The organism is Proteus sp. G2669, from assembly GCF_009915245.1.
GTDB lineage: Bacteria > Pseudomonadota > Gammaproteobacteria > Enterobacterales > Enterobacteriaceae > Proteus.
Genome location: NZ_JAABLX010000041.1, coordinates 95,414 through 119,868, shown reverse-complemented (window position 1 = coordinate 119,868; position 24,455 = coordinate 95,414). Strand labels below are relative to the sequence as shown.

General features: G+C 38.7%; 24 protein-coding genes. 11 read left to right on the top strand and 13 right to left on the bottom strand.

The window, feature by feature from the left end:
• Positions 1–52 precede the first annotated feature (52 nt).
• From cgtA to rplU, 3 genes are all read right to left on the bottom strand, one after another.
• Entirely contained in the window at positions 53–1,225 is a 1,173-nt protein-coding gene (gene cgtA / locus GWI68_RS11035; protein ID WP_166540297.1) for an Obg family GTPase CgtA, read from the bottom strand.
• Between the two features lie 130 nt (positions 1,226–1,355).
• Positions 1,356–1,613, bottom strand: coding sequence for a 50S ribosomal protein L27 (gene rpmA, locus GWI68_RS11030; protein ID WP_006535706.1), 258 nt, complete (start codon positions 1,611–1,613; stop codon positions 1,356–1,358).
• Positions 1,614–1,632: 19 nt separating this feature from the next.
• Positions 1,633–1,941 (bottom strand): 50S ribosomal protein L21, encoded by a 309-nt coding sequence (rplU, locus tag GWI68_RS11025; protein ID WP_036939370.1) that lies wholly within the window; start codon positions 1,939–1,941, stop codon positions 1,633–1,635.
• A 263-nt stretch (positions 1,942–2,204) separates the two neighbouring features.
• Between rplU and ispB the strand changes: the two genes are divergently transcribed.
• Complete coding sequence (gene ispB, locus GWI68_RS11020; RefSeq protein WP_109408495.1) at positions 2,205–3,176, top strand: octaprenyl diphosphate synthase; 972 nt, start codon at positions 2,205–2,207, stop codon at positions 3,174–3,176.
• A gap of 49 nt (positions 3,177–3,225) precedes the next feature.
• Here the strand turns inward: ispB and GWI68_RS11015 are convergent, their stop codons facing one another.
• Together GWI68_RS11015 and GWI68_RS11010 are read right to left on the bottom strand one after the other, a co-directional pair.
• A complete protein-coding gene (locus GWI68_RS11015) occupies positions 3,226–3,642 on the bottom strand; it encodes a DNA-binding protein (RefSeq protein WP_036939375.1) in 417 nt (138 codons plus the stop codon).
• 82 nt (positions 3,643–3,724) lie between these two features.
• Entirely contained in the window at positions 3,725–4,075 is a 351-nt protein-coding gene (locus GWI68_RS11010) for a DNA-binding protein (protein WP_072069576.1), read from the bottom strand.
• A 186-nt stretch (positions 4,076–4,261) separates the two neighbouring features.
• Between GWI68_RS11010 and GWI68_RS11005 the strand changes: the two genes are divergently transcribed.
• Positions 4,262–4,528, top strand: coding sequence for a helix-turn-helix transcriptional regulator (locus GWI68_RS11005; RefSeq protein WP_072069577.1), 267 nt, complete (start codon positions 4,262–4,264; stop codon positions 4,526–4,528).
• 102 nt (positions 4,529–4,630) lie between these two features.
• Here the strand turns inward: GWI68_RS11005 and mdh are convergent, their stop codons facing one another.
• The gene (gene mdh, locus GWI68_RS11000; RefSeq protein WP_166540296.1) at positions 4,631–5,569 is read right to left on the bottom strand and encodes a malate dehydrogenase; all 939 of its coding nucleotides are present in this window, start codon (positions 5,567–5,569) and stop codon (positions 4,631–4,633) included.
• 445 nt (positions 5,570–6,014) lie between these two features.
• Here mdh and argR point away from each other — a divergent pair, with 445 nt between their 5' ends.
• Positions 6,015–6,485 carry a transcriptional regulator ArgR gene (argR, locus tag GWI68_RS10995; protein ID WP_006535714.1) on the top strand — a complete coding sequence of 157 codons (471 nt, stop codon included), beginning with the start codon at positions 6,015–6,017 and terminating at the stop codon, positions 6,483–6,485.
• A 63-nt stretch (positions 6,486–6,548) separates the two neighbouring features.
• Here argR and mpl read toward each other — a convergent pair whose 3' ends face one another.
• Complete coding sequence (mpl, locus tag GWI68_RS10990) at positions 6,549–7,928, bottom strand: UDP-N-acetylmuramate:L-alanyl-gamma-D-glutamyl-meso-diaminopimelate ligase (RefSeq protein WP_166540295.1); 1,380 nt, start codon at positions 7,926–7,928, stop codon at positions 6,549–6,551.
• A gap of 164 nt (positions 7,929–8,092) precedes the next feature.
• On the opposite strand from mpl, the gene fbp reads away from it, so the two are divergent.
• Together fbp and ppa are read left to right on the top strand one after the other, a co-directional pair.
• Complete coding sequence (gene fbp / locus GWI68_RS10985) at positions 8,093–9,100, top strand: class 1 fructose-bisphosphatase (RefSeq protein WP_023583589.1); 1,008 nt, start codon at positions 8,093–8,095, stop codon at positions 9,098–9,100.
• Positions 9,101–9,299: 199 nt separating this feature from the next.
• Positions 9,300–9,827, top strand: coding sequence for an inorganic diphosphatase (gene ppa / locus GWI68_RS10980; protein WP_166540294.1), 528 nt, complete (start codon positions 9,300–9,302; stop codon positions 9,825–9,827).
• A 324-nt stretch (positions 9,828–10,151) separates the two neighbouring features.
• Here the strand turns inward: ppa and GWI68_RS10975 are convergent, their stop codons facing one another.
• From GWI68_RS10975 to GWI68_RS10965, 3 genes are read right to left on the bottom strand one after another with little or no spacing between them, the layout of a single operon-like run.
• Positions 10,152–10,499: a gamma-glutamylcyclotransferase gene (locus tag GWI68_RS10975; protein ID WP_023583593.1), complete on the bottom strand. Its 348-nt coding sequence runs from the start codon at positions 10,497–10,499 to the stop codon at positions 10,152–10,154.
• Positions 10,500–10,504: 5 nt separating this feature from the next.
• Entirely contained in the window at positions 10,505–14,326 is a 3,822-nt protein-coding gene (locus tag GWI68_RS10970) for a translocation/assembly module TamB domain-containing protein (RefSeq protein ID WP_166540368.1), read from the bottom strand.
• The gene (locus GWI68_RS10965) at positions 14,326–16,068 is read right to left on the bottom strand and encodes an autotransporter assembly complex family protein (RefSeq protein WP_166540293.1); all 1,743 of its coding nucleotides are present in this window, start codon (positions 16,066–16,068) and stop codon (positions 14,326–14,328) included. Before GWI68_RS10965 ends, GWI68_RS10970 begins: the two co-directional genes overlap by 1 nt.
• Before the next feature lie 126 nt (positions 16,069–16,194).
• Here GWI68_RS10965 and msrA point away from each other — a divergent pair, with 126 nt between their 5' ends.
• Positions 16,195–16,833, top strand: a complete 639-nt coding sequence (gene msrA / locus GWI68_RS10960; RefSeq protein WP_166540292.1) for a peptide-methionine (S)-S-oxide reductase MsrA — start codon at positions 16,195–16,197, stop codon at positions 16,831–16,833.
• A gap of 150 nt (positions 16,834–16,983) precedes the next feature.
• Positions 16,984–18,366: a hemolysin family protein gene (locus GWI68_RS10955; RefSeq protein WP_166540291.1), complete on the top strand. Its 1,383-nt coding sequence runs from the start codon at positions 16,984–16,986 to the stop codon at positions 18,364–18,366.
• 75 nt (positions 18,367–18,441) lie between these two features.
• On the opposite strand, the gene GWI68_RS10950 is transcribed toward GWI68_RS10955, so the two are convergent.
• Positions 18,442–18,648 carry a DUF1107 domain-containing protein gene (locus GWI68_RS10950; protein ID WP_036939412.1) on the bottom strand — a complete coding sequence of 69 codons (207 nt, stop codon included), beginning with the start codon at positions 18,646–18,648 and terminating at the stop codon, positions 18,442–18,444.
• Positions 18,649–18,930: 282 nt separating this feature from the next.
• Here GWI68_RS10950 and GWI68_RS10945 point away from each other — a divergent pair, with 282 nt between their 5' ends.
• Complete coding sequence (locus tag GWI68_RS10945; protein WP_109408488.1) at positions 18,931–19,491, top strand: YtfJ family protein; 561 nt, start codon at positions 18,931–18,933, stop codon at positions 19,489–19,491.
• Between the two features lie 54 nt (positions 19,492–19,545).
• Here GWI68_RS10945 and cysQ read toward each other — a convergent pair whose 3' ends face one another.
• Together cysQ and GWI68_RS10935 are read right to left on the bottom strand one after the other, a co-directional pair.
• Positions 19,546–20,286, bottom strand: coding sequence for a 3'(2'),5'-bisphosphate nucleotidase CysQ (cysQ, locus tag GWI68_RS10940; protein WP_166540290.1), 741 nt, complete (start codon positions 20,284–20,286; stop codon positions 19,546–19,548).
• Positions 20,287–20,428: 142 nt separating this feature from the next.
• Complete coding sequence (locus GWI68_RS10935; protein ID WP_036939421.1) at positions 20,429–21,049, bottom strand: peptidylprolyl isomerase; 621 nt, start codon at positions 21,047–21,049, stop codon at positions 20,429–20,431.
• Positions 21,050–21,309: 260 nt separating this feature from the next.
• On the opposite strand from GWI68_RS10935, the gene GWI68_RS10930 reads away from it, so the two are divergent.
• The 3 genes from GWI68_RS10930 (at position 21,310) to GWI68_RS10920 (ending at position 24,366) form a co-directional block, all read left to right on the top strand.
• Complete coding sequence (locus tag GWI68_RS10930) at positions 21,310–22,758, top strand: NAD-dependent succinate-semialdehyde dehydrogenase (RefSeq protein ID WP_109408486.1); 1,449 nt, start codon at positions 21,310–21,312, stop codon at positions 22,756–22,758.
• A gap of 377 nt (positions 22,759–23,135) precedes the next feature.
• The gene (locus GWI68_RS10925; RefSeq protein ID WP_166540289.1) at positions 23,136–23,972 is read left to right on the top strand and encodes a hypothetical protein; all 837 of its coding nucleotides are present in this window, start codon (positions 23,136–23,138) and stop codon (positions 23,970–23,972) included.
• A complete protein-coding gene (locus GWI68_RS10920; protein ID WP_088493996.1) occupies positions 23,965–24,366 on the top strand; it encodes a DUF1240 domain-containing protein in 402 nt (133 codons plus the stop codon). The genes GWI68_RS10925 and GWI68_RS10920 overlap by 8 nt, the downstream gene beginning before the upstream one ends.
• The last annotated feature ends 89 nt before the right edge of the window (positions 24,367–24,455 follow it).

Sequence of the window (24,455 nt, the reverse complement as noted above, 5' to 3'; positions counted from 1 at the left end):
GAAAACGCCTGATAAACAGGCGTTTTTTATTTTTTCATGATAAGAATGATAATTAACGTTGGTAGATAAACTCTATACCATCATCATCTTCTTCATCCCAATCATCATCGTCATCTTCTTCAAAATCAGGATTTTCAAGCTGTTCTTTGTGGTAATCATCCCACATAAAGTCAACTTTTCCTGGCTCTGCAACTGTCGCCACTAAATCTTGCTCACGTGGTGTTACATTCAGGAATTCCATGATATTCCAGCAAAGTTTTTTCACACCTTCTTGGTTGATGGCCGCTATCATGTAATAGTTTTCATCCCAACCCAGTGCTTCAACAATCGCTTTTGCCTTCTCTTTTGCTTCTTCAGCATCAAGAAGATCCACTTTATTGAATACTAACCAACGTGGTTTTTGTGCTAATTTTTCGCTGTATTTCTCTAATTCAGAGACAATAATTTGTGCGTTCTCAACAGGATCTGATCCATCAATAGGATCGATGTCGATCAAGTGCAATAACACACGACAGCGTTCTAAGTGTTTTAAGAATTGGATCCCAAGACCTGCACCATCAGCAGCGCCTTCGATTAATCCAGGAATATCAGCAACAACAAAGCTCTGATGATTATCCATTCGTACCACACCTAAGCTCGGTACTAAGGTGGTAAACGGATAATCGGCAACTTTAGGTTTTGCTGCCGATACTGCACGAATAAACGTTGATTTACCCGCATTCGGCATACCTAACATACCTACATCGGCTAATAACATTAGCTCTAAGAGAACATCACGAGATTCACCCGGAGTACCCATAGTACGTTGGCGTGGAGCACGGTTAACCGAAGATTTAAAGCGAGTATTACCTAAACCGTGAAAGCCGCCTTTAGCGACCATTTGTTTTTGTCCGTGAACAGTTAAGTCAGCAATAATTTCATTGGTGGCTAAATCACGGACTCGTGTTCCAACAGGAACACTAATTGTAATGTCTTGACCACGCTTACCGGTGCAGTCACGGCTGTGACCATTTTCACCACGTTCTGCGCGATAAGATTTTGTAAAACGGTAATCAATTAGAGTATTGAGGTTTTCGTCTGCAATCATGTAGACATCACCACCATCACCGCCATCACCACCGTCTGGTCCCCCATTAGGGATATATTTTTCGCGACGAAAGCTCACACAGCCGTTACCACCATCGCCCGCGACGATCAGGATCTTGGCCTCATCAACAAATTTCATGATTTTACTCCGTATAGTAGCCATTAACGTGCTGGATGGCCGAAATTACCCAGAGATGGCCTTTTTTAAATATAAAAAGCCCCGCAACAGACTTGCAGGGCTTTTGACTCGGTGCTTAAAGGACCAGTAATTATTCAGCTTCGATGCTGATAAATTTACGGTTGTTTGGACCTTTAACTTCGAACTTAATTTTTCCGTCAGCTAATGCAAACAGGGTGTGGTCACGACCACAACCAACGTTAGTACCTGCATGGAACTTAGTACCACGTTGACGAACGATGATGCTACCTGCTAATACAGCTTCACCACCGAAACGTTTAACACCCAGACGTTTTGCTTCGGAATCACGACCGTTACGAGTCGAGCCGCCAGCCTTTTTATGTGCCATTGAACTACTCTCCTAAACCTTAAGCGATACCAGTGATTTTAACATCAGTAAACCACTGACGGTGGCCCTGTTGTTTACGGCTATGTTTACGACGACGGAACTTAACAATCTTAACTTTCTCGCCGCGACCGTGAGCAACCACTTCCGCTTTAACTTTAACGCCCGCAAGGATTGGAGCGCCAATTTGAATATCATCGCCATTAGCGACCATCATTACAGTGTCAAACTCGATTGTTTCGCCAGTAGCTACTTCAAGTTTCTCTAAACGAATAGTTTGACCTTCGCTGACTCGGTGTTGTTTACCACCACTTTGGAAAACCGCGTACATATAAACTCCGCTTTCCGCACACTCCCAATATGTATAATTTGAGTGCACAATTAAAATATTCACATAGGGCGCGAATTCTACGCAAATTTAGTGCCGATGACAAGTACAGATCGCAAACTAGCATTAAAAAAAAGAGTTTTTTATGCGATATTTATTTCAGCCATTTTTAAAGTACAATCTAAATTATAAGAGAGTAAAATCTATGGCATGATCATTTTTTATTAATAATAACGCGCTCATTGGCGAGCCAAAGTCGAAAAAACATGAATTTAGAATCTATTATAAAACTAACATCCGCTGATATGGCTGCGGTAAATGAGGCAATCCTTTACCAGCTTAATTCAGATGTTTCTTTGATAAACCAACTTGGTTACTACATCATTAGTGGTGGTGGTAAAAGGATCCGACCAATGATCGCAGTGCTCACTGGACGAGCATTGGACTATCAAGGTGACAAACATATCTCGGTCGCAGCGCTTATCGAGTTTATTCATACTGCAACGTTGTTACATGATGATGTTGTTGATGAATCTGATATGCGTAGAGGAAAACAAACGGCAAATGCCGTCTTTGGAAATGCAGCAAGTGTGCTTGTTGGCGACTTTATTTATACACGATCTTTTCAGATGATGACGGATCTTGATTCAATGCGTGTATTAAAATTAATGTCTAGCGCCACCAATGTGATCGCCGAAGGTGAAGTCTTACAATTAATGAATTGTAACGATCCTAATATTTCTGAAGATGACTATATGCAAGTTATTTACAGTAAAACAGCGCGCCTATTTGAAGCGGCTTCTCATGCGTCAGCCATTCTTTCTGGTGCCACACCTGAGCAAGAAAAAGCATTCCAAGATTATGGACGTTATCTTGGTACTGCTTTCCAGCTCATTGACGATCTGCTTGATTATGATGCTGACAACAGTCAGTTGGGTAAAAACACAGGCGATGATCTTGATGAAGGCAAACCTACGTTGCCATTACTTCATGCCATGCATAATGGTAATGAAGAAGAATCTCAATTAATTCGCCAAGCTATTGAGCAAGGTAATGGTCGCCATTTATTGGATACCGTTTTAAATACCATGAAACAAAGTGGATCTTTGGAATATACCCGCCAAAAAGCAGAAGAAGAAGCAGACAAAGCAATTGAAGCTTTATCTATCATACCTGATTCACCTTATAAAGAAGCGCTTATTGGGCTTGCTCACGTTGCTGTACAACGTCAATCGTAATCCTAATAATACTACCCCATTAATGGTATAGAAAAGCCTGCCAGAGCGACTATGTCGACTCTGGTGGGTTTTTTAATTTATTGAGTACTTCTTCATTTTCTCGCTCAATTGCGTCTTGATTATCAGCATCAATATAACTAATGAGCTTTGCTAACCCTTCTCGAAGCACAAACTTCACAATTTTTTCACGTTCTGATTTGGTTAATTGATAATACGCTTCCACCCAGATCAAAAAAGCATCCTGACGCTTTGATAAATACTCTGCGGGAGGTTCATGTGCAGCTAATACCCCAATGACCTCATCAGGTAGACTTTTCACTGAATACTCGACAGCTTTCCCCTGCACACCACGTTTACGGCGATTTTCCCACCCTTCACGACGCGCCATCAAGTTCACTCCCTGCGGTGAGTTAGGTAACCCCGCAAGCCCCACTAATTCTTTCGCTGTATACCATTCTTTTTTCATGATCTCATCTCACATTCAACTAAGAGGTTAGTCAGATAGATATCTGTTGCGGATAACGCAATAATAGATTCTTTAAACTCGCCTAATCATTGACGAGTTTTTCTAAAAAACTTCTAATACCATCCCGCAATATCAGCTCTGTTAATGTTTTTTGTTCACCATCATTTAGTTGTTGGAATGCTTTCACCCAGATAACGAGTGGCTCCTCTTTTTTATTTAGTTTGTAATGTGCTAATGGTTCATAAAGTTCCAGAGCAATTAAAGTTTTATCTGGTAAACAAGAATAATGATATTCAACACCATTACCTTGCTTATTCTTTATCTTTTGTTTTTGCCAAAATTCACGTTTAGCTTTTGCATTTACACCTTGTGGTGATTTAGGTAATCCACCTATACCCGTCAATTCCTTTGCCGTATACCACTCTTTTTTCATTATGTTTCTCTAAAATTGTTATCAACTTCAAAAAAGAAATTATTAAGAAAAAAATCAGAAATCTTTTTAGAAAAATAATGTTATTTTATTTTCTAAATAATCAGTTTAAATGCTTTAGGACATTTCTAATAAACTGTTATTTATACCACTAACACAGCAATTAATTTTATAGAAAAAGGATTAAAAATGATTTCAAGGAAATCTGATTGGCATCCTGCCGATATTATTGCCGCACTTAGAAAACGAGGAACAACACTTGCTGCCATCTCTCGCCAAGCAGGGTTAAGCTCTTCAACACTCGCTAATGCACTGTCACGCCCTTGGCCTAAAGGAGAAAAAATCATTGCTGATTATCTTGGTGTTGCTCCTTCTGAAATTTGGCCAAGCCGTTATTTTCATCCTGAAACAGGAGAATTACTTGAACGAAAGATTCGTGACAAAACTAATAATTAACTAATAATTACATACATTATAATTAATAAAAAAAACCGCTGATACTATATCAGCGGTTTTTATTTAATTTTGCATTATTTTTATAGCAAAAAAAGTATTTCTTTATTTATTAATAAATTCTTCACCAAGAATTATATCTTTTTTCAATACGTCTAACATGCCATTAAGAGATTGTTTTTCAAAATCACTTAATTTACCAATAGATAAATATTCCTCTACACCGTTTTTACCTAAAAGAATAGGTTGTGCAAAGAAACGGGCATATTCTCCGTCACCTTCTGTATAGGTACATTCAATAACATTTTTCTCGCCATTTAAAGCGCGAATTAATGAAAGACCAAAACGAGCCGCAGCTTGTCCCATTGATAATGTTGCTGATCCACCACCAGCTTTCGCTTCTACAACTTCAGTACCTGCATTTTGGATACGTTTTGTCAGTGCTGCGATTTCATCATCTGTAAATGATACGTCAGCAACTTGAGAAAGTAGAGGAAGAATGGTGACACCAGAATGCCCACCAATAACAGGAACATTGGTTTTCAGAGGATCTTGGCCTTTTAATTCAGCAACAAAAGTATTAGCACGAATGATATCAAGTGTGGTGATACCGAAAAGACGTTTTTTATCGTAAACACCTGCTTTTTTAAGTACTTCAGCAGCAATAGCAACTGTCGTATTTACAGGGTTAGTAATGATACCGATAAGTGCTTTAGGGCAATTTTGTGCTACCTTTTCAATTAAGTTGCGCACAATGCCTGCGTTAACGTTGAAAAGATCTGAACGATCCATACCAGGTTTACGAGCAACACCCGCAGAAATCAGAACAACATCAGCGTCTTTTAATGCAGGAGATGGATCTTCGCCGGCAAAACCTTTTACAGTCACTTGAGTTGGGATATGGCTTAAGTCAGCTGCGACGCCCGGTGTGACGGGAGCGATATCATATAAAGAGAGTTCACTACCAGCTGGAAGCTGATTTTTAAGAAGAAGTGCCAGTGCCTGACCAATACCACCCGCTGCACCGAGAACTGCTACTTTCATTCTGATACTCCTTAGTTACGAGATAGTGGAACGCCTTAGAGAGACTCACTATTACGCAATACACCTTTTGAAAAACAATTATTTAACAGCAATATTGCATAATAAGGCATTTATAGTGGAAAATAATACTTTGGTTATTCTAAACAAATTGCTTATCTGTTAATGAGATAGTGGGCACTCTTTTGATAAATAATTCCAATAAATTGGGTAAAATGTTAAGTGGCACTATCTCCTTATGATAATCATTTAAGCTTATCATTTATTTAACAAATATTTTACTTCCTTAAATTATCACATTCAAAGTCGATAAATAAAACTTTTTTGCAGTACATTCTACTTTACAATTTTCAGTAGATTACCTCTCACCTTTCATCGTCTTTTGTTGCATAAAAATTCACTTCTCTGCATAATACGCAGGTTATTGATAACTCACTAAAGGTGAACTATGCGCGTTCCTTCTAAGCAAGAAGACTTGGTTAAAGCGTTTAAAGCCCTGCTGAAAGAAGAAAAATTCAGTTCACAAGGCGAGATTGTGACGGCATTACAAGAGGCCGGATTTGATAATATTAATCAATCCAAAATCTCTCGTATGCTAACAAAATTTGGTGCAGTAAGAACCCGAAACGCCAAAATGGAAATGGTATATTGCCTTCCAACTGAACTTGGCGTACCAACAGCAAGTAGCCCATTAAAAAATTTGGTACTCGATATCGACCATAACCATTCGGTTGTGGTGATAAGAACGAGCCCAGGTGCGGCACAACTTATTGCACGTTTATTAGATTCATTAGGCAAAGCAGAAGGGATCCTTGGCAGTATTGCAGGTGATGACACTATTTTCTCAACACCAGCGCCAGGATTTTCAACAGAAGAGTTGCGAGATGCAATCCTAAACCTGTTTGATCAGGAATTATAATCGCTTTACTCTAACGTCCTAAAATAAGCCACTAAACATTCAGTGGCTTATTTTTATTTATTATTAATACTGATTCTCTGATCCTTTAGGCTGAGCTAATTTTTTAAGCAGCTTTTCATGTATCCCACCAAAGCCACCATTACTCATAATTAAAATATGATCGCCCGCTTGTGCTTCTTTCGCAATCATATCCACTAATGTATCAAGATCGGTACTCCAACGAGCTGGTTGTACGCAATGCTCTGCAATATCACTCACTAACCATTGAATATTCGGTGGCTGGAATAAAAATACTTCATCAGCTCGACCTAATGCTGGGGCGATATCATCCTTGCTAATTCCCATTTTCATGGTATTTGAACGAGGCTCTAACACCGCAATAATACGCGCGGTTCCACCGACTTTACTGCGTAACGCTTCAAGCGTTGCTAAAATCGCCGTAGGATGGTGTGCAAAATCATCATAAACACTGACCTGATTAACTTCACCACGTAACTCTAAGCGACGACGCGCATTAACAAACTTATCTAATGCTTCACAAGCGTCATCAGGTAAAACACCAACATGGTGTGCAGCCACTATTGCCATTAAGCCATTTTGCATGTTGTGTTCACCAGAAAGCCCCCAACACACTTCTCCGACTCGCTCACCTTTATGAAACACCTCAAAATGACTACTGTCATTAGTGAGTTTTTTAGCTTGCCAATCGCCTGTTTCACCCGTGAATTCTTGTTCGCTCCAACATCCCATTCCAATGGTCTGTTTTAAATTTATATCGTTGTCAGGCATGATGATTTTTCCGCTGCCTGGAACAATACGAACTAAATGATGGAATTGTTTTTGAATTGCCGCTAAATCGTCAAAAATATCGGCATGATCAAATTCAAGGTTATTTAAAATCAGTGTGCGAGGTGAGTAATGTACAAATTTAGAACGTTTATCGAAGAAAGCGCTATCATACTCGTCGGCTTCAATCACAAAGAAAGGACTTTCACCTAATTGTGCTGAAACTTGGAAATTACCAGGCACACCCCCAATCAAAAAACCCGGCTTATAGCCACAATCTTCTAAAACCCAAGCTAACATACCTGCCGTTGTTGTTTTACCATGAGTTCCTGCAACCGCTAATACCCAACGTTCAGGTAAAATATAATCATGTAGCCATTGAGGGCCTGAAGTATAAGGCAGACCTTTTTCAAGTACAGCTTCAACACAAGGATTTCCTCGTGTCATTGCATTACCAATAATCACCATGTCAGGAACAGGTTCTAATTGTTTAGGGTCATATCCCTCAATCAGTTCAATTCCCTGATTTTCTAATAAGGTACTCATTGGTGGATAGACATTAGCATCAGAGCCTGTGACTTTATGTCCCTTAGCTCGAGCTAAAATGGCAAGACTTCCCATAAAGGTGCCACAAATACCAAGAATATGAATGTGCATGAATTTCTGTCCAATAGCATGAAGTTGGTCACTATTCTAACGATCAAAAAGCAGATAAGGAACGGATTAACCTTTGAATCATTCGATTCTTTGGCTAAACTTGCCACCACCAAGGAGATTTTCCTCCTTTTTTACTTTACCCACTCACATTCAGGACCTGCGTCATGAAAACATTAGGCGAATTTATCGTCGAGAAACAACAAGATTTTCCCCATGCAACTGGCGAACTTACTGCATTACTTTCGGCAATTAAGCTTGGGGCTAAAATTATCCACCGTGATATTAATAAAGCAGGGTTAGTCGATATTCTGGGTACTAACGGTGTTTCTAATGTTCAAGGTGAAGCCCAGATGAAACTGGATCTTTACGCGAATGAGAAACTAAAAGCGGCATTAAAAGCACGTGGTGAAGTTGCGGGTATCGGATCAGAAGAAGAAGATGATATTGTAATCTTTGAAGGTGATCGTGCTGAGAATGCTAAGTATGTTGTACTAATGGATCCTTTAGACGGTTCGTCGAATATTGATGTAAACGTTTCCGTCGGGACAATTTTCTCTATTTACCACCGTATTACGCCTATTGGCCAATCTGTAACATTAGATGACTTCTTACAACCTGGTCATCGTCAAGTTGCAGCAGGCTATGTCGTTTATGGCTCATCAACCATGTTAGTTTATACAACAGGTTGTGGCGTTCACGCCTTTACTTATGACCCTTCTTTAGGTGTGTTCTGCCTATCTCATGAAAGTGTGCATTTCCCACCAACAGGAAATATGTACTCTATCAATGAAGGTAACTACATCAAATTCCCATTAGGTGTCAAAAAATACATTAAGTATTGCCAAGAACAAGATGCAGCCACTAATCGCCCTTATACCACTCGTTATATCGGTTCTTTAGTCGCTGATTTTCACCGTAACTTACTGAAAGGTGGCATTTATATCTATCCAAGCACTGCAAGCCACCCTACTGGTAAATTACGTTTACTCTATGAATGTAACCCAATGGCGTTTTTAGCAGAACAAGCTGGCGGTAAAGCGAGTAATGGTAAAGAACGTATTCTTGATATCGAACCTAAAGAGCTTCACCAACGTATGCCTTTCTTTGTAGGTACTAAATCGATGGTTGAGCAAGCTGAAAGCTTTATGGCGCAATATCCAGACGAAGAATAATTCATTGGTCTAGCTCCGACATAGATAAACCGGGCTTCTTTTTCATCCGGTTTTTTCATCTTTGGAAATAGAACTTCCTTTTATTTACTGCTTATTTTTACGTCATAACGCAACATGTTCGGCAAAAAACGGGTATTGTTAAAAACTTTTCGCTATACTACAGGCCACGTAAAATTAATTTTTTTATAGGAAATTTTTTATGAGCCTGAATCATGTTCCTGCTGGTAAAGAACTACCAGAAGATATCTATGTTGTTATTGAAATCCCAGCAAATGCTGATCCTATCAAATACGAAGTTGATAAAGAAAGTGGTGCACTGTTTGTTGACCGTTTTATGTCAACTGCAATGTTCTACCCATGCAACTACGGTTACATCAACAACACATTATCTTTAGATGGTGACCCAGTAGACGTTCTGGTTCCAACTCCATACCCATTACAACCAGGTTCAGTTATTCGTTGCCGCCCTGTTGGCGTACTAAAAATGACTGACGAATCAGGTGAAGATGCGAAACTGGTTGCAGTACCACACACTAAACTGAGCAAAGAATACGATCACATTAAAGATGTGACTGATCTACCAGAACTGTTAAAAGCACAGATCAAACATTTCTTTGAGCACTACAAAGATTTAGAAGCGGGCAAATGGGTTAAAGTTGACGGTTGGGAAGACGTAGAAGCCGCTAAAGCTGAAATTCTGTCTTCTTTCGAACGTGCTAAAAAATAATTCTGACGCTATCAGAATAACTAACTAAGTAAGTTATTATTTTATAATTTACTGATGAATAAGCTCTTCTTATTGAAGAGCTTTTTTATAATGGTACTACTCTTTTCTTCAAACACATTATACGTAATCTACCACTTATCAATGTAATCGCAATACCGACTATCATTAATGTATAACCCACTAATTTATTTTATTAGATTAAACAACGATTAATTATAAATACTATTTTCGATTAAAATTATTCCCCTTTTATAAAAATAAAAACGGCTCAATATTCCTATCAAGCCGTTTTTGCATAATATTGAGTAAAAGGGTAATAACCGGTTACTCTTCTTCGTGGCGCTTTAACCAATCACCACATTTTATTTCACGTAAACCATCCACAGGCTTTTGATAAAGGTAGATCCAAGCACTGCCATAAGGCGTTGAAATCAGTTGTCGCTTGTAATCCTGATCATTCTTTTTCAATTCATCAAGCTCTGTCAAGATAGAAGGGGTTATCCGATAAACTTCGCACTCTATCTCTCCTTCACCTTCAATAACCGCAGGGTAAAACCCTAAATCATAGAGTTTGTACCCCACTAACTTATGCTCACCTAAAAGTTGCGCATACGTCATCCAGTGATGGTTACCTTGGTTTTGCCGTAAACTTCCATAAACAATAATTCGCATATAATTTAAAACTCAAATTGATAAAGCAGATCTATTGCCTGATTCATACCAGACACTGCTTGTAAATACAACCTGGGCATCAAGCGATAACGTAAGGTTAACGTCGCTAGCGAATCAAATATACCCACTCCATACTTCACTTGTAGATCGTTCGTTATCTTACCGCTGACCACAACTTGTGAGTTATCCCCCACACCTTGTGTATCAAGCGCTAAATCCGAAACACCAAAGGTTTCACCTATGCGCCCTACAAGCTGACCACTCTGACCAACGCCTAATCCTATCAGCATTGCTGTCATTTGTGATGAATCAGCATCACCACTGTCTAGACCTTCGCCTCTTAACAAGTAAGATAATGCTTCTTGTTGTGTTTTAGCCGGCTCAGAGAAAATTTCCACTTTAGGCTGGTCAGCAAGCCCTGTTACCCGAACCCCTGCAATGACATTATCTGCGGTATTATCTGGATTACGAATAGCCTCGATATTTAAGTAAGGTTGATCAACAGGTCCCGAGAACAAGATTTGGCCCTTACGTACTTGTAAGTCTTGTCCATAGGCTTTGAATGCCCCTCTTGGAATATCAACTTGCCCATTTAAACCTAGCCCTTGTTTATTCTGATTGACTTTAAGTGTTCCCGTCAATCGGGCGCTAAGTCCAAATGCGTCCAGCGTCACATCATCACCAATATTAATCGCTAAATTACTTTGAATTGGAATCGATGTCTCTTTTGGTGCTATAGGTTGCAAGTTTTTATCTAGCATCACTTCATCAGAAGATGCCGATACCGCTGATTCTGGTAATTCTTGAACCACAATACGAGCCCAAGGGATATCAATACGACCATCTAATTTCAGTAAATGAGGGCCAGCCTCAAAGACGAGATCAGGATTAACATCAATACGTACCATTGGAGGCAATGACACTCGTAGCTTATTACCATTAGCGGCGACCACTGCCCGCCATTCATCTAACTTACGCCAATCGGCATTCCCAGTAAGATTCAAATAACCTTCTGGCGTTTCAATTCTGCCGCCTAAGTCCGATGTTGCTCCATTGAATCGAACATCAACATTACCTTTCGTAATATCAAATGGGATCCAATGCCCGACCACTTTTAATTGATTAATCCCGAATTGACCAAATAACAGTGGCGATTGAGCACTTCCTCCTAAACGTAATTGAGCGCCAATATTCCCTTGAGCAATTTCACCTTTACCTAAGAACGGTTTAATTAAATCTAATGTCAAATTATCAATATCAACCGTACCTGATAGTTGGCGCTTTTTCTCAAGATCGGCAACATGTACATTACCTTTAAAGTCACCATTACCTGCAATGCTAATCAGCCATTGCAATGTTGCTTTACCATTATTCATACCTGCATTTAAGGTAATAGCATCGAAATCAATAGGTAAAATCGTTCCTTCAATATTCTGTTTTACCGCAACACCTTGCCCTTTTAGATTAACAGATGCTTTCGGTAATCCACCTTTTGAGTTCCATGTTGCAGTGGCATCCCCTGTAAATACACCTCGAACAGAAGTTTCAGGTGGCAAGAACGGCTTTATCATTGCTAAATCAAAACGTGTTAGCGTTATTGCAGCAGTTCCACTTTCACCCACTGTTATCGCTTTAGGAACACAAACTTGCGCATTTGGGTTCACCCAGCAATGAGAGCCAATCGTGATCTCTTGCTTTTCTGCCAACAAATTCAGCGCCATTGCTTTATTTAAACGCCATTCACCCACAGGGGTATCAAAAGCTGTATTATTTAGTGTTCCTTTCCACTGTTGTTTCTCTTTATCAAATGATCCAGCTAATGTCAGCCCACCAGAAACAGGCTCACCATCCATTTTCAATGTGAGTTTATGTTGTTTTTCTGTACCTGCTGCATCTAACGTTAAATTACGGATAATTAAATCTGCTTGTTTTAACTGACGTGCAGTAATAGCCAGTTTGCCACCAATCTCTTTATCAGACTGAACATCGCCTTTAATCGTAATAGATTCAACACTCACTTGATCTTGCCATTTAATACCTTGAGCGTTGATATCAGCAATAATCTTCGGTGCATTAATATCACCTCGAATATTCACCTTACCTTTTACAACACCAGCAAGTCCTGGCACTAAACCATTTAATCCTGGCGCATTAATATTGGCATCTAATGCCCACTTGTCACCTAGATGTCCTTCGATATCGAGTTTATTCTTACCCAGTATCAGATTTAATTGAGGAATATTCCATTGCCCAGAATCATTACCATAGGCATTCCCTCTCGCCTTGATAAGATTATTTTTGATATTGCCATCTAAAGTGATTTCAGGAACACGTAATTGCCAACTTCCACCATACAGGCTTCCCGTTGTAGCGATACGCCCATCTAATTTGGCTGGCATATCAGGATACTGTTTTGCGGTATTAATTCCTGAAATAGTGAGCAATGCATTCCAACTAATTGCTTTACTCCAATCAGCAACACCTGTGATATCAGCATGACCTTGTAATGCTGCTAAACGCAGACGTGTTAACTCTATTTTTTCTTCATTACCCTTTGCATCCAACATTAATTTAGCCGGTGGGATCTCCTGACCTTGGATATCAGAACGCAATGAAAGATCGTAATTATCCGTCTGGCCATTGAGACGTAGTCGAGTGTCATTAAGTTGATATTGTGCATCACCAGTTAATGGCCAACGTACTTTTTGACTCTCTAAAGTCAGTTTTAATGGAAGATGTGGCTTGGCTAACTCAGCCTGAGCATCAAGTGTAGCGGTTACTGTTCCAGTTAAAGAAAGTGCTAATTTAAGCTCTTCGAGTAACGCACCTTGTAAAGAAAGTGTCGCTTTTTGATCTTTAAAATCTTCAAGCCCCACAACATCACGAATGGTTGCGTTGATATCTAAATTAACAGGCCATTGTTTATCAAGCGTGATCCCCCCATTTAAACTGACCTCACCTTCAGGCGCATCAACACGTAATTTAGTGAGATTAACTTGCTTACCTTGAATATTTGCCTCAAAAGATAATTGATTGATAGTAACTGGAGTATCCCCACTCACTTGTAATTGCTTACCTTCAATACCTTCAATATTGATATCCACAGGAATAATAATTTCAGGTAATTCAGCCAATAATGGCTTAGCAAAGATCGTTTTAATTGTGTCTGCTAATGCTTGTTCTTTTTCTTCTGGTGTTTTAGGCTCAGCTTTAGGTTTTGCAGTTACGACTTCTTTTACATCTTGGGCAACCGCTTCAACACTACCGTCTTCTGGCGTTTTGGGTAACGCCACCAGCAAATCATTAATAACGGTTGGATTTAATGTAACTAGGCGACCTTCCCACTGAGCACCTGTTTTAAACTCATCCAGCGAGATTGCCATATCGTCAATCTTCACATGCGTATTTTCTAATGAGAGCGAGTTTAAATAGATAGGTAACGGAGCATTGAGCTCAGTTAAAGGTTCTGATGGTGGTGTTTCTTCAGAGGGTGGGAAAGCACTAGTATCAACATTAACAACCACATCGCGTGTCGCCAATGTATCAACGCAAACTTGTTTATCCGTCAGGCATGCTAAACGTAATCCTAATGATAACTCACCTACGTTCACATCAACTCCGGGCATTTGATACTCAACACCCGTTAAACGCAGATCTTTCCAGTCACCATTAACATCCTTGATAACTAAGCCTGGAACCCAGCGAGCAGCACTATTAATGGCAAAATGCAAACCTGATTGTGTTCCTAAGATCCAAGCTACAGCACCAAATGTAAGCAAAATAATGATAAGGAGTGTTAACGCAATCCATTTCAACCACTTTTTTATCATAACTCTGCTCCTAACCCGATATAAAACTGGAGTCTACGTTTATCAACGTCACTCACTGGTAGTGCTAAATCAAATTTAATTGGCCCAACAGGTGATGCCCAGCGCACACCGGCACCGGCACCTGTTTTAAAATCACTGCGAGTAAAATCATTAACCGCTTCGCCACTATCAATAAAGACAGCACTCCACCAATTACCTGTAACGTTATATTGATATTCTGCCGATCCAACAAGCATCCTTGATGCCCCTGTTAAATTACCTTTACTATCTTCTGGTGAAATACTTTGGTATTTAAAGCCTCGAACACTCCTATCACCCCCTGCAAAGAAACGTAGCTCTGGAGGAACTTGTTCAAAAGCATTCGTTTCAATCCAGCCCAAATTACCTCTTACCACAAAACGATGCCCTTCCCATGGTGTACGGATCCAAACCTGTTGCGCTTGGAACGCTGCAAACTCGACATCCGAACCCCACATTTTATTAGAGTAGTCTAATGAGTAACGTTGGCTGTCTCCCCAAGAAGGCATCATCCCACCACGTTGACGTACACGGCTGGCAGTAACACCGGGATAAAGCAACATGGTGGTATTTGTAACTTCACCTTGGGTAAAGTGGCTAAGACTCCAACGTGTATTCACACTGTATTGCCAGCCCGTAGACATATCCCAGTTACGAGACACATTTAACGTTGTGGTATCAGAACGAGTATCATTTAAATCGGTACGTTTAAAGCCACCTTGAACACCATAATATTGCTCTAATGGATTAACCTTAAGTGGAATTTTATAGTTCGCACCAATAGATTGTTCAGGCTGAGAAACGCTAATGTTGGAGGTTAGACTATGACCACGCGAGTTCATCCATGGTTTATCCCACTGCATATTAAGGCGAGGACCAACATCGGTGGCATAACCACCACCAAGCTCTACGTAGTTACGAGAACGCGGAGTGACAACCGCACTCATTGGTAAAAGATGTGAACCTTCGGCTCGTGCTTTTGCAATATCAGGAGTAACAACCGCAGAGTTAAACCACCCTGTTGCGGCTAAACGACGATTAAATTCAGCAAGATCTTCAGACGCGTAATATTGCCCTTCTTTAAAGGGAACAATATTTTGTAAATAGTCTTCACGAATTTGAGAACCAGTATAATTTACTTTGCCAAAGCGATAACGTTCACCACTATTAAAGACAAAATCCCAATATGATGCATGGTTATCTAACGAGACACCTAGCTGACTTTTATCCATTTCTGCATCAAAGTAACCACGACGGATAGCAAGCCCTGTTAATGAACCTTTGAGCTTTTCATAATCACCATGGTTTAAAACACTATCAAGAGGAGGAGTATTTTCTTTAATTACCTTTGCATATTGTTCGTCGGTTTTAGCACCACCTTCAAGAACAATATCGACTCCTTTAAGTAAGATAGGAATACCGGGCTCAACTTTAGCGGTTAATACAGAGCGCGTTGGCGGTGTATTTTCTTGATAAGAAAATGTCACACTAGGCTGATAATAGCCTAAAGGGCGAAGTCCTTCTTGAATTGCTTTTTCAACACGCGCACGAAAACGCCCGTCAGGTGCAACTTCTTCTGTTGTAATGTTTGATAGCTGGACTCGCGCATTTTTTTCGAGTTGCCCTTCTAAACCTTCTACTTTTAAACGCAAACTTGCCCCATAGGCAACCGGTGCGATAAAAGACAGACAGAGAACGTAGATAACGGAGTATCTCGGCACGTTTTCTCCTCAATATGATTTAATCCATGTGATGAATTGACGACAAACTGTTTTAAGCTTTATTGTAGATTTAGTTTATAACAATATTAAGCCTTTACCATAGTAAAGCATTTACAAATATAAAAAATGGAGTCTACCTTGCAACATAAAGCTTACCAACCAGAGAATGCCTTAAGGGGTACCTCGACACCATTAGAAATATCTGCTAATCATGCAGTAAATGGGCATTCTATAAATGATACTCCTGAAAAGATGAGTATCGCTTATTTTGCCATGGGTTGTTTTTGGGGAGTTGAACGTCTGTTTTGGCAACAACCAGGTGTTTACTCAACAAGTGCGGGTTATAGCGGTGGTGTAACAGAAAATCCAACCTACCAACAAGTTTGCCAAGGTTTAACTGGCCATAGTGAAGTGGTGAGAGTTGTTTTTGATCCTGCAATAATTAGCTACCAACAACTTCTGGCTCTTTTTTGGGAAAATCATAATCCATCACAAGGTATGCGCCAAGGTAATGATATTGGCAGCCAATATCGTTCTGCCATTTATACTGTTAACGCAGAGCAATATGAACAAGCTATTGAGTCAAAAAAGCGTTATCAACAAGCAATGAATGCTCAAGGCGCAACAACGGAAATTACGACAGAAATACAGCCAACAGGCCCTTTTTATTTTGCTGAAGATTACCACCAGCAATATTTACACAAAAATCCACAAGGCTATTGTGGATTAGGCGGGATAGGTGTCTGTTTTCCACCTGAAAAGTAATACTAGCAGAAAATAGCAGGGCGATGATATAATTGCGCCCTCTTATCTATCTTTGTGAATAAATCCATCACAATATATTGATTTATCTTCTATTTTTAACACTCTAGTATTGCCCTTTGGATTAAATACTTGGGGTGATGTGAGCCTTATATGCTTAATAGTTTACTCATTGTGCTTTTGCTTTGTGCTATCAGCGCCTTTTTTTCGCTGTCTGAAATTTCTCTTGCCGCCTCTCGTCGAATTAAACTCAAACAACTCGTTGATGAAGGTAATATTAACGCTGCCCGCGTCTTAAAAATGCAAGAAATGCCAGGCATGTTTTTTACTGTCGTTCAAATTGGATTAAATGCAGTTGCCATTTTGGCGGGTATCGTTGGTGAGTCTGCATTCTCCCCTTCACTAAAAAGTTTCTATCTACAATTTTTTGAAGAGCCTCTAGCTCAACAGCTTGGATCTATCTGCTCTTTTATTATTGTCACATCAATGTTTATTTTACTGGCTGACTTAACCCCAAAACGTATTGGTATGATTAAGCCTGAAGCTATCGCATTAAGAATTGTGAATCCAATGCGTTTCTGCCTTGCTTTTTTCCGCCCTTTAGTATGGTTATTTAATGGCATGGCTGATCTCATCTTCAAGCTGTTTAAAATTCCGATGGTCAGAAATGAAGATATTACTTCTGATGATATTTTCGCCATAGTGGAAGCCGGAGCTGTTGCAGGGGTTTTACGTAAACAAGAACATGAACTCATTGAAAATGTCTTTGAATTAGAATCACGCACCGTGCCTTCTGCAATGACGCCTCGGGAAGATGTGGTTTATTTTGATCGCGAAGAAACTGAAAACGACATTAAAGAAAAAATTGCCACCCAGCCTCACTCTAAATTTTTAGTTTGTGAAGGTGATATCGACCATATTATTGGTTATGTGGATTCTAAAGAGCTTCTTAATCGCGTTATTAATGGACAAAGCCTAAATCTCAATGAAGGTGTTCATATCCGTAAAGCGCTCATTATTCCTGATACATTAACACTTTCAGATATGTTAGAAAGTTTTAAAACATCAGGTGAAGATTTTGCCATTATCCTCAATGAATATGCCATGGTAATGGGTGTTATTACGTTAAATGACGTGATGACAACATTGATGGGAGATTTAATTGGGCCAGGACAAGAAGAGCAAATTGTCAGTCGTGATGAGCATTCATGGTTAGTTGAAGGTGGTACACCAATTGATGATGTGATGCGCGCACTTGATATTGATGATTTCCCTGATTCAAGTAATTACGAAACTATTGCTGGTTTTATGATGTTTCGCTTACGCAAGATCCCAAAACGCACAGATTATGTGAAGTTCTCAGGGTATAAGTTTGAAGTTGTCGATATTGATAATTATAAAATTGATCAATTACTTGTGACAAAAATTGATGATATTCCTCCCGTTAAACCCGTCTTACAGGAGCATGTTCCTGTTACACAGACAACAACAACGGAAGTAGAAATCAAAAAAGATGAAAATAAAATTGCTGATTAGTAACTAAATAAAATTAATAACTGAGTCTTATCTGAAAACTCAAAGAGAAAGACTCAGTTATCTATCAGATAAAAGTTAACCCATTTCAGCTTTAAGTAAAATAACCTGCTGGTTTACTTCACTCATAACATTAAAATGTAGCTTATCTTTTATTTTAGGCAGTAAAATTTTGCCGTAATCAAATTCAAATGCACCCATTCCTTTGATGTAAAACCGTCCACGAAATAACGTCTTAACGTAGAGAGCAATTTTTTCAGGGTTATAGCGATTGAAGATTTTCATCTTTCAGTTAGTCTCCCATGCTCGTTGTTGAGTTTAATAAGTCATAAAAACTTATCTTTATATATCAAATTTAAAGACCTAATTATAAGTACTAGGTTCAACTTATTTAAATTTCTTATCTATTTTTACATTTATTGACAGTAAAGAATATAAATCAAGATAACGTAAGCAATATCTTACCCTCTGAATGTTAAATAAATGTATCAAGAATGCGGTATTATTCTTCACTAGCTTCTATGCTTAAATAGAATCTAACGTCATCTCAATAATAGGACAATGGCTATGCACAAACTCACCTTAGCTGCACTTTTACTTAGCACATCAACATGGGTATTTGCTCATAACATCACTGAGAATACCGTACTCCCAGCAGTCACCATCAATGACAAAGGTGAACTGCTTTATGACACAACTAAAGATAAGTTTAGCTACCAAAATTGGAACAGTGGTCTGCTTAGTGGAAAAGTACGTACAGTTCAGCATATAGCGGGACGTAGTAAGGCTAAGGAGATGAATGCACCGTTTATTGAAGCGGTTAAATTGGCCAAATTCCCGCAAGCGAGCTATCAAACAACGACAATTATTAATACAGATGATGCAGTATTTGGGACAGGCCCCTTTGTACGTGGCAGTGTTGAAGACAGTAAAAAAGAGTTTCCTTGGTCACAATTTATTGTTGATGCCGATGGCGCAGCATTAAAAGGCTGGGGATTAGAAAAAGAGAATTCAGCGATTATTGTGCTTGATAAACAAGGCAAAGTACGTTTTGTGAAAGAAGGCGTATTAAGTGGTGCTGAGATAACCACAGCTATCAATCTTATCAATGATTTAATTAAAGAATGATGTGAGATATCGGAGCCTTTATTAAACAAAAGGCTCCGACCGCCTCTCTACATACTAAAATATAGAAACTCTAAATCCTGGGTTTATCAGCGATTCTTTAGGAGAATAATCTAACGTTATCCCTTTCCAATCTGTGACATGTGCGCCAGCAGCAATCGCTATGGCATGACCTGCCGCCGTATCCCACGTATGCGTGGGTCCAAAACGAGGATAAAGCTGGGCTTTACCTTCTGCAACAAGACAAAATTTTAGAGATGAGCCGACGGCGACCGTTTGATGTTCACCTAGCTGTGATAAATATTCTTTTAATTCATCATCTTGATGAGAACGGCTGATCACTATCACAGGGGGTTCTGCCCGACTTGCATGAATAGGTAATCGCTGGCCACACTCCTCTTTCCACGCTTTTTTATTGGCAGCCGCATATAACACATTTTGCACTGGTGCATAAACGACCCCTAAAATCGGAATACCCTTTTCGATTAAGGCTATATTTACCGTAAACTCACCATTCTTACTGATAAATTCTTTAGTACCATCTAATGGGTCAATTAGCCAATAACGATCCCAATGGCGGCGAACTTCCCATTCAGGTGGATCTTCTTCAGATAATTGAGGTATATCAGGAGCAATAGAAGCAAGTCCTTGTTTGATAATTTGATGAGCGGCTAAATCTGCTTCTGTAACAGGTGAATTATCACTTTTTTCCTGCACTTGGATTGGCTCGGATTGCTGATAAATCTGCATTATCGCCATACCGGCTTGGCGAGCTAATTTGCTGACTTGTTCTAACATAATGCACCTCTCTTATTTCTATAAGCATGATCACTTCTCTTATAAAAATCAATTACCCTACTATCTCTTTATTTTAGTATAGAGACAACAATAGCCGGCAAAACCGGCTATTTTTTACTCTGATTTACCGCAGAATAAGAAATTATAAAATTTCTAATAATTCTACTTCAAATACTAATGTTGCGAATGGAGGAATAGCCGCACCAGCTCCGCGTTCGCCATAAGCTAATTGATAAGGGATATATAATTCCCATTTAGAGCCTACTGGCATTAATGTTAATGCTTCAATCCAACCTGCGATAACACCATTTACAGGGAATTCTGCTGGCTGACCGCGTTGAACAGAACTGTCAAATACAGTGCCATCAATTAAACGCCCCGTGTAGTGAACACGAACATGATCAGTACGTGCAGGGATAGCACCTTCACCCGCTGTCAGTACTTTATACTGTAAACCTGATTCTGTAACTTGAACGCCTTCATTTTTCACATTTTCTTCTAAGAAAATTTTACCCGCATCAGCAAGCTCAGCTTGGCGTTCTTGGCGAACAGCTTCAGCACGCTCATGCATAGTACGTAAGGCATTGTGTAATGTTTCAACAGGTACAGAAGGCGCATTACCTTCTAATGCATCGGTCAAGCCAGCTAACAGTGCTGCGGGCTCTAATCCTTGAAGACCTGATTCAGTCAGTTGTTGACCGACTTGCAGACCAATACCGTAACTTGCCTGTGATTCGATAGAATCAAATGATGGTTTTGACATGAAAAATACCTGTTTTTTATGAAAGTTAAACCCAAGAATAACAGTGGTAAGGTACAGCGTAAACCTTCTGTCTTGTGTTATGGGAATTATTCATTAAAAACCTAAACAATTGACTCTATTTATCCTGTTTTTAGCACTTTTTAGTGTGATTTTTCATACTTATTTTCACAACATCGTAACGCAGGCATATACTTATAAACAGGCACAGAACTGCCTAGCTTTATAAATATCAATATATAATGTGTTCAGAGAGGTATTAAGTGAAGATAACGACAAATCCCTATTTCCGCGAACAAGGCTATATTGATGGTCTTTGGTGTAACGCTAAAAACAACGAAACTGTTGATGTTATCGATCCTGCCACAGGTACTTTACTGGGTACTGTACCCAATATGGCAACACAAGAAGCAATAATGGCTGTTGATGCTGCACAAAAAGCCTTACCAAAATGGCGCGCACTCACAGCACATCAGCGCGGAGCATTATTGCAAAATTGGTTTAGATTAATTACTGAAAATAAAAGAAAACTTGCTGAGTTAATGACATTTGAGCAAGGTAAACCCGTTGCTGAAGCTGAAGGTGAAATTACTTATGCGGCTTCTTTTATTGAGTGGTTTGCAGAGCAAGGTAAGAGAACCAACGGTGAAATTATTCCCTCCCCTTCTGCTGATAAACGCTTAATGGTGATCAAACAAGGTATTGGTGTCTGTGCTGCTATTACACCTTGGAACTTCCCGGCTGCTATGATCACCCGCAAAGCGGCTCCTGCATTAGCAGCGGGTTGTACTATGGTAATTAAACCTGCCAATGAAACACCTTATACTGCACTGGCTTTAGCAGAATTAGCGGCTCAAGCAGGCATTCCCGCTGGTGTTATTAATATTGTAACCGGAGATGCCATTAAAATTGGCGAAGTCTTTACCTCTGATAACCGTGTTCGCAAATTAAGTTTTACAGGCTCTACGGGTGTTGGACGTTTATTAATGCGCCAGTGTTCAGATAGTGTAAAAAAAGTCTCTTTGGAATTAGGTGGCAATGCACCATTTATCGTGTTTAACGATGCCGATATTGATAAAGCGGTTGAAGGTGCTATGGGAGCAAAATTCCGTAATGCAGGACAAACCTGTGTTTGTGCTAACCGTTTTTATATTCATAAAGATGTTTATCAACAATTTAGCGAACGCTTTGTTGCCGCCGTTAAAAAACTCAAAGTGGGGAATGGTTTTGAAGAAGGTGTCACTATTGGGCCTCTCATTAACCGTAAAGCTGTTGAAAAATCACAATCATTGCTTGCTGATACATTAAAACGCGGTGCAACACTGCTTTGTGGCGGAGATAATGACAAAGCGGGTGAGAACTTCTTCCAACCTACCGTTGTTGGCAATGTTCCTGCTGATAGCCATATCCTTGAAGAAGAAATATTTGGCCCTGTTGCACCTTTAGTTATTTTTGAAAATGAAGATGAAGTGGTGCATTTAGCTAATAATACCATTTATGGCTTAGCCGCTTATTTTTATAGTGAAAATCCACAACGTATTTGGCGTGTTGCTGAAAATTTAGAATACGGCATGGTGGGTATTAACACCGGTTTAATTTCCAATGAAGTTGCACCATTTGGTGGTATTAAACAATCAGGTTTAGGTCGTGAGGGCTCTGAACACGGTATTGAAGATTATATGGAGATGAAATATCTCTGCCAAGGATTATAAATAACCTTTAACCCAACTTATAAAAGTAAGTCAGCATGGATGCTACTGCTTTTTCCCTTACTATTTTCTCCTATTATCAAAAAATATTAAAAATTATATTTTTAACATAAAGATATAAAATTAGATTTATATATTCTCAGTTTATTTATTACTTATATAAGAAATATAAAAATAACTTCTTTTATAGTGAAGGATACTATCCACTTAAAAGAAATAATAAAAACAATAAAAATAGAATTTTACATAATAAAAAATAAAAGCACACTTGTTGTTAAGCTAACTTTTAATTAATTAATCTAACAGCAGATATTTTTAATTGCATAAAATCATAAATTTTATTAATCTAATTTAAATTTATAAAAAAAGGATCTTTTTATATGGGCTATATATACGATACCACCGTTATTGATTGGGACAGAGAAGAACAATACAACAATAAGAAAAGAATTGAGCGGATCCTTAATGATACCGAAGATGATGAAAATGTTGCGGCACTGATCACCCTTGAAGAAGCTGATTATGTTCTAAAAAACTTATCCACCCCAACACCTTACAAATCATCGAAAGATACTTTATTTAGTATTGGTGATATCGCTTCATCATATTCTGGAAATATCTATGAATCATATAGAGTCGAAAGAATTGTTAATGAGTTTAGAAATATCAATATCACAGCGACTGAGTATGTAGGTAAAAATGGAAATGTTTATATAAGAATTTCAGGTCATGCAGGCGTTAGAGCTTATTTAAATGCAACTCGTTACCTAGCAAATAATCCTCGTATTATATATATGGGAGTAGGAACCCAAGGAATGAATTCCGTTTCAGCAGGAGGTGTACGTTTTGCAATTGTATTTTCAGCAGCTTATAGAATTGTAGAACTCATATTTAGAGATGAATATGATCTCAGTAATTTTTTCGTAAATATCACTATGGATATGGCAAAATTGGCTATTGCAACACAAGTAAGTGCAACTATAGTCGGTGTTATAACAACATTAGGGATAATTTCAGGAGGAAGTATCATTGTTGTATCTGTAGGAATATTTTTACTGGGTCTTGCAATTTCATATTTTCTCTATAAGTTAGATGATGAATTTAAGATCAGTGAAACCATAATTAAAAATCTAAAATCTTATCGGGAAAAGAAACCTGAAACACCTTATCACCCTGATCAATTTTTCACACAATGGGGAAGACTTAGCCGTGGATAAAATAAGCCCACTGAAATTATTTTTAACTTCTTTATTTGTTTTTTTATTATCTATTTTTTGTTTTTATTTTTCAATATCATATTACATTGAATATTTTTCAATGAAAGAACGTATATTATTCTCTTTCCAGACAGCATTATTGTGTTTTGGTTCTCCCCTATTAATATATTTTTCTTATTTGATTTTTATTTGTGCATATAAGAAAAAAACACAAAAAATGAATAATAAAATAGCTGGTTACCTCGCAATTATGGCAATAGCAGGTATTATTTTCAGTTTCTTTTTTTCATTTTATGTCAGATATGATTTAGTCTCTAAGGGGTATTATATTTGTTATAAACAATCAATTTTTGCACCAAGTGAATATGTTATATCAAAAGATATGTGTAAATAGCACATATCTTTTGATAATGAACTAAAGCTTATTAAATCATATCACTGTTAATACTATATTACTAACTGGTAGTATCGTAACAGCAGCAT

What these genes read in the sequence shown, in the direction of transcription:
- cgtA (WP_166540297.1), bottom strand. Translation starts at nt 1,225, where the DNA reads ATGAAATTTGTTGATGAGGCCAAGATCCTGATCGTCGCGGGCGATGGT.
- ppa (WP_166540294.1), top strand. Translation starts at nt 9,300, where the DNA reads ATGAGCCTGAATCATGTTCCTGCTGGTAAAGAACTACCAGAAGATATC.
- GWI68_RS10935 (WP_036939421.1), bottom strand. Translation starts at nt 21,049, where the DNA reads ATGTCAAAACCATCATTTGATTCTATCGAATCACAGGCAAGTTACGGT.
- fbp (WP_023583589.1), top strand. Translation starts at nt 8,093, where the DNA reads ATGAAAACATTAGGCGAATTTATCGTCGAGAAACAACAAGATTTTCCC.
- mpl (WP_166540295.1), bottom strand. Translation starts at nt 7,928, where the DNA reads ATGCACATTCATATTCTTGGTATTTGTGGCACCTTTATGGGAAGTCTT.
- cysQ (WP_166540290.1), bottom strand. Translation starts at nt 20,286, where the DNA reads ATGTTAGAACAAGTCAGCAAATTAGCTCGCCAAGCCGGTATGGCGATA.
- mdh (WP_166540296.1), bottom strand. Translation starts at nt 5,569, where the DNA reads ATGAAAGTAGCAGTTCTCGGTGCAGCGGGTGGTATTGGTCAGGCACTG.
- GWI68_RS11005 (WP_072069577.1), top strand. Translation starts at nt 4,262, where the DNA reads ATGATTTCAAGGAAATCTGATTGGCATCCTGCCGATATTATTGCCGCA.
- GWI68_RS10945 (WP_109408488.1), top strand. Translation starts at nt 18,931, where the DNA reads ATGCACAAACTCACCTTAGCTGCACTTTTACTTAGCACATCAACATGG.
- ispB (WP_109408495.1), top strand. Translation starts at nt 2,205, where the DNA reads ATGAATTTAGAATCTATTATAAAACTAACATCCGCTGATATGGCTGCG.
- GWI68_RS10975 (WP_023583593.1), bottom strand. Translation starts at nt 10,499, where the DNA reads ATGCGAATTATTGTTTATGGAAGTTTACGGCAAAACCAAGGTAACCAT.
- GWI68_RS10925 (WP_166540289.1), top strand. Translation starts at nt 23,136, where the DNA reads ATGGGCTATATATACGATACCACCGTTATTGATTGGGACAGAGAAGAA.
- GWI68_RS10950 (WP_036939412.1), bottom strand. Translation starts at nt 18,648, where the DNA reads ATGAAAATCTTCAATCGCTATAACCCTGAAAAAATTGCTCTCTACGTT.
- GWI68_RS11010 (WP_072069576.1), bottom strand. Translation starts at nt 4,075, where the DNA reads ATGAAAAAAGAGTGGTATACGGCAAAGGAATTGACGGGTATAGGTGGA.
- rplU (WP_036939370.1), bottom strand. Translation starts at nt 1,941, where the DNA reads ATGTACGCGGTTTTCCAAAGTGGTGGTAAACAACACCGAGTCAGCGAA.
- rpmA (WP_006535706.1), bottom strand. Translation starts at nt 1,613, where the DNA reads ATGGCACATAAAAAGGCTGGCGGCTCGACTCGTAACGGTCGTGATTCC.
- GWI68_RS10955 (WP_166540291.1), top strand. Translation starts at nt 16,984, where the DNA reads ATGCTTAATAGTTTACTCATTGTGCTTTTGCTTTGTGCTATCAGCGCC.
- argR (WP_006535714.1), top strand. Translation starts at nt 6,015, where the DNA reads ATGCGCGTTCCTTCTAAGCAAGAAGACTTGGTTAAAGCGTTTAAAGCC.
- msrA (WP_166540292.1), top strand. Translation starts at nt 16,195, where the DNA reads ATGGAGTCTACCTTGCAACATAAAGCTTACCAACCAGAGAATGCCTTA.
- GWI68_RS11015 (WP_036939375.1), bottom strand. Translation starts at nt 3,642, where the DNA reads ATGAAAAAAGAATGGTATACAGCGAAAGAATTAGTGGGGCTTGCGGGG.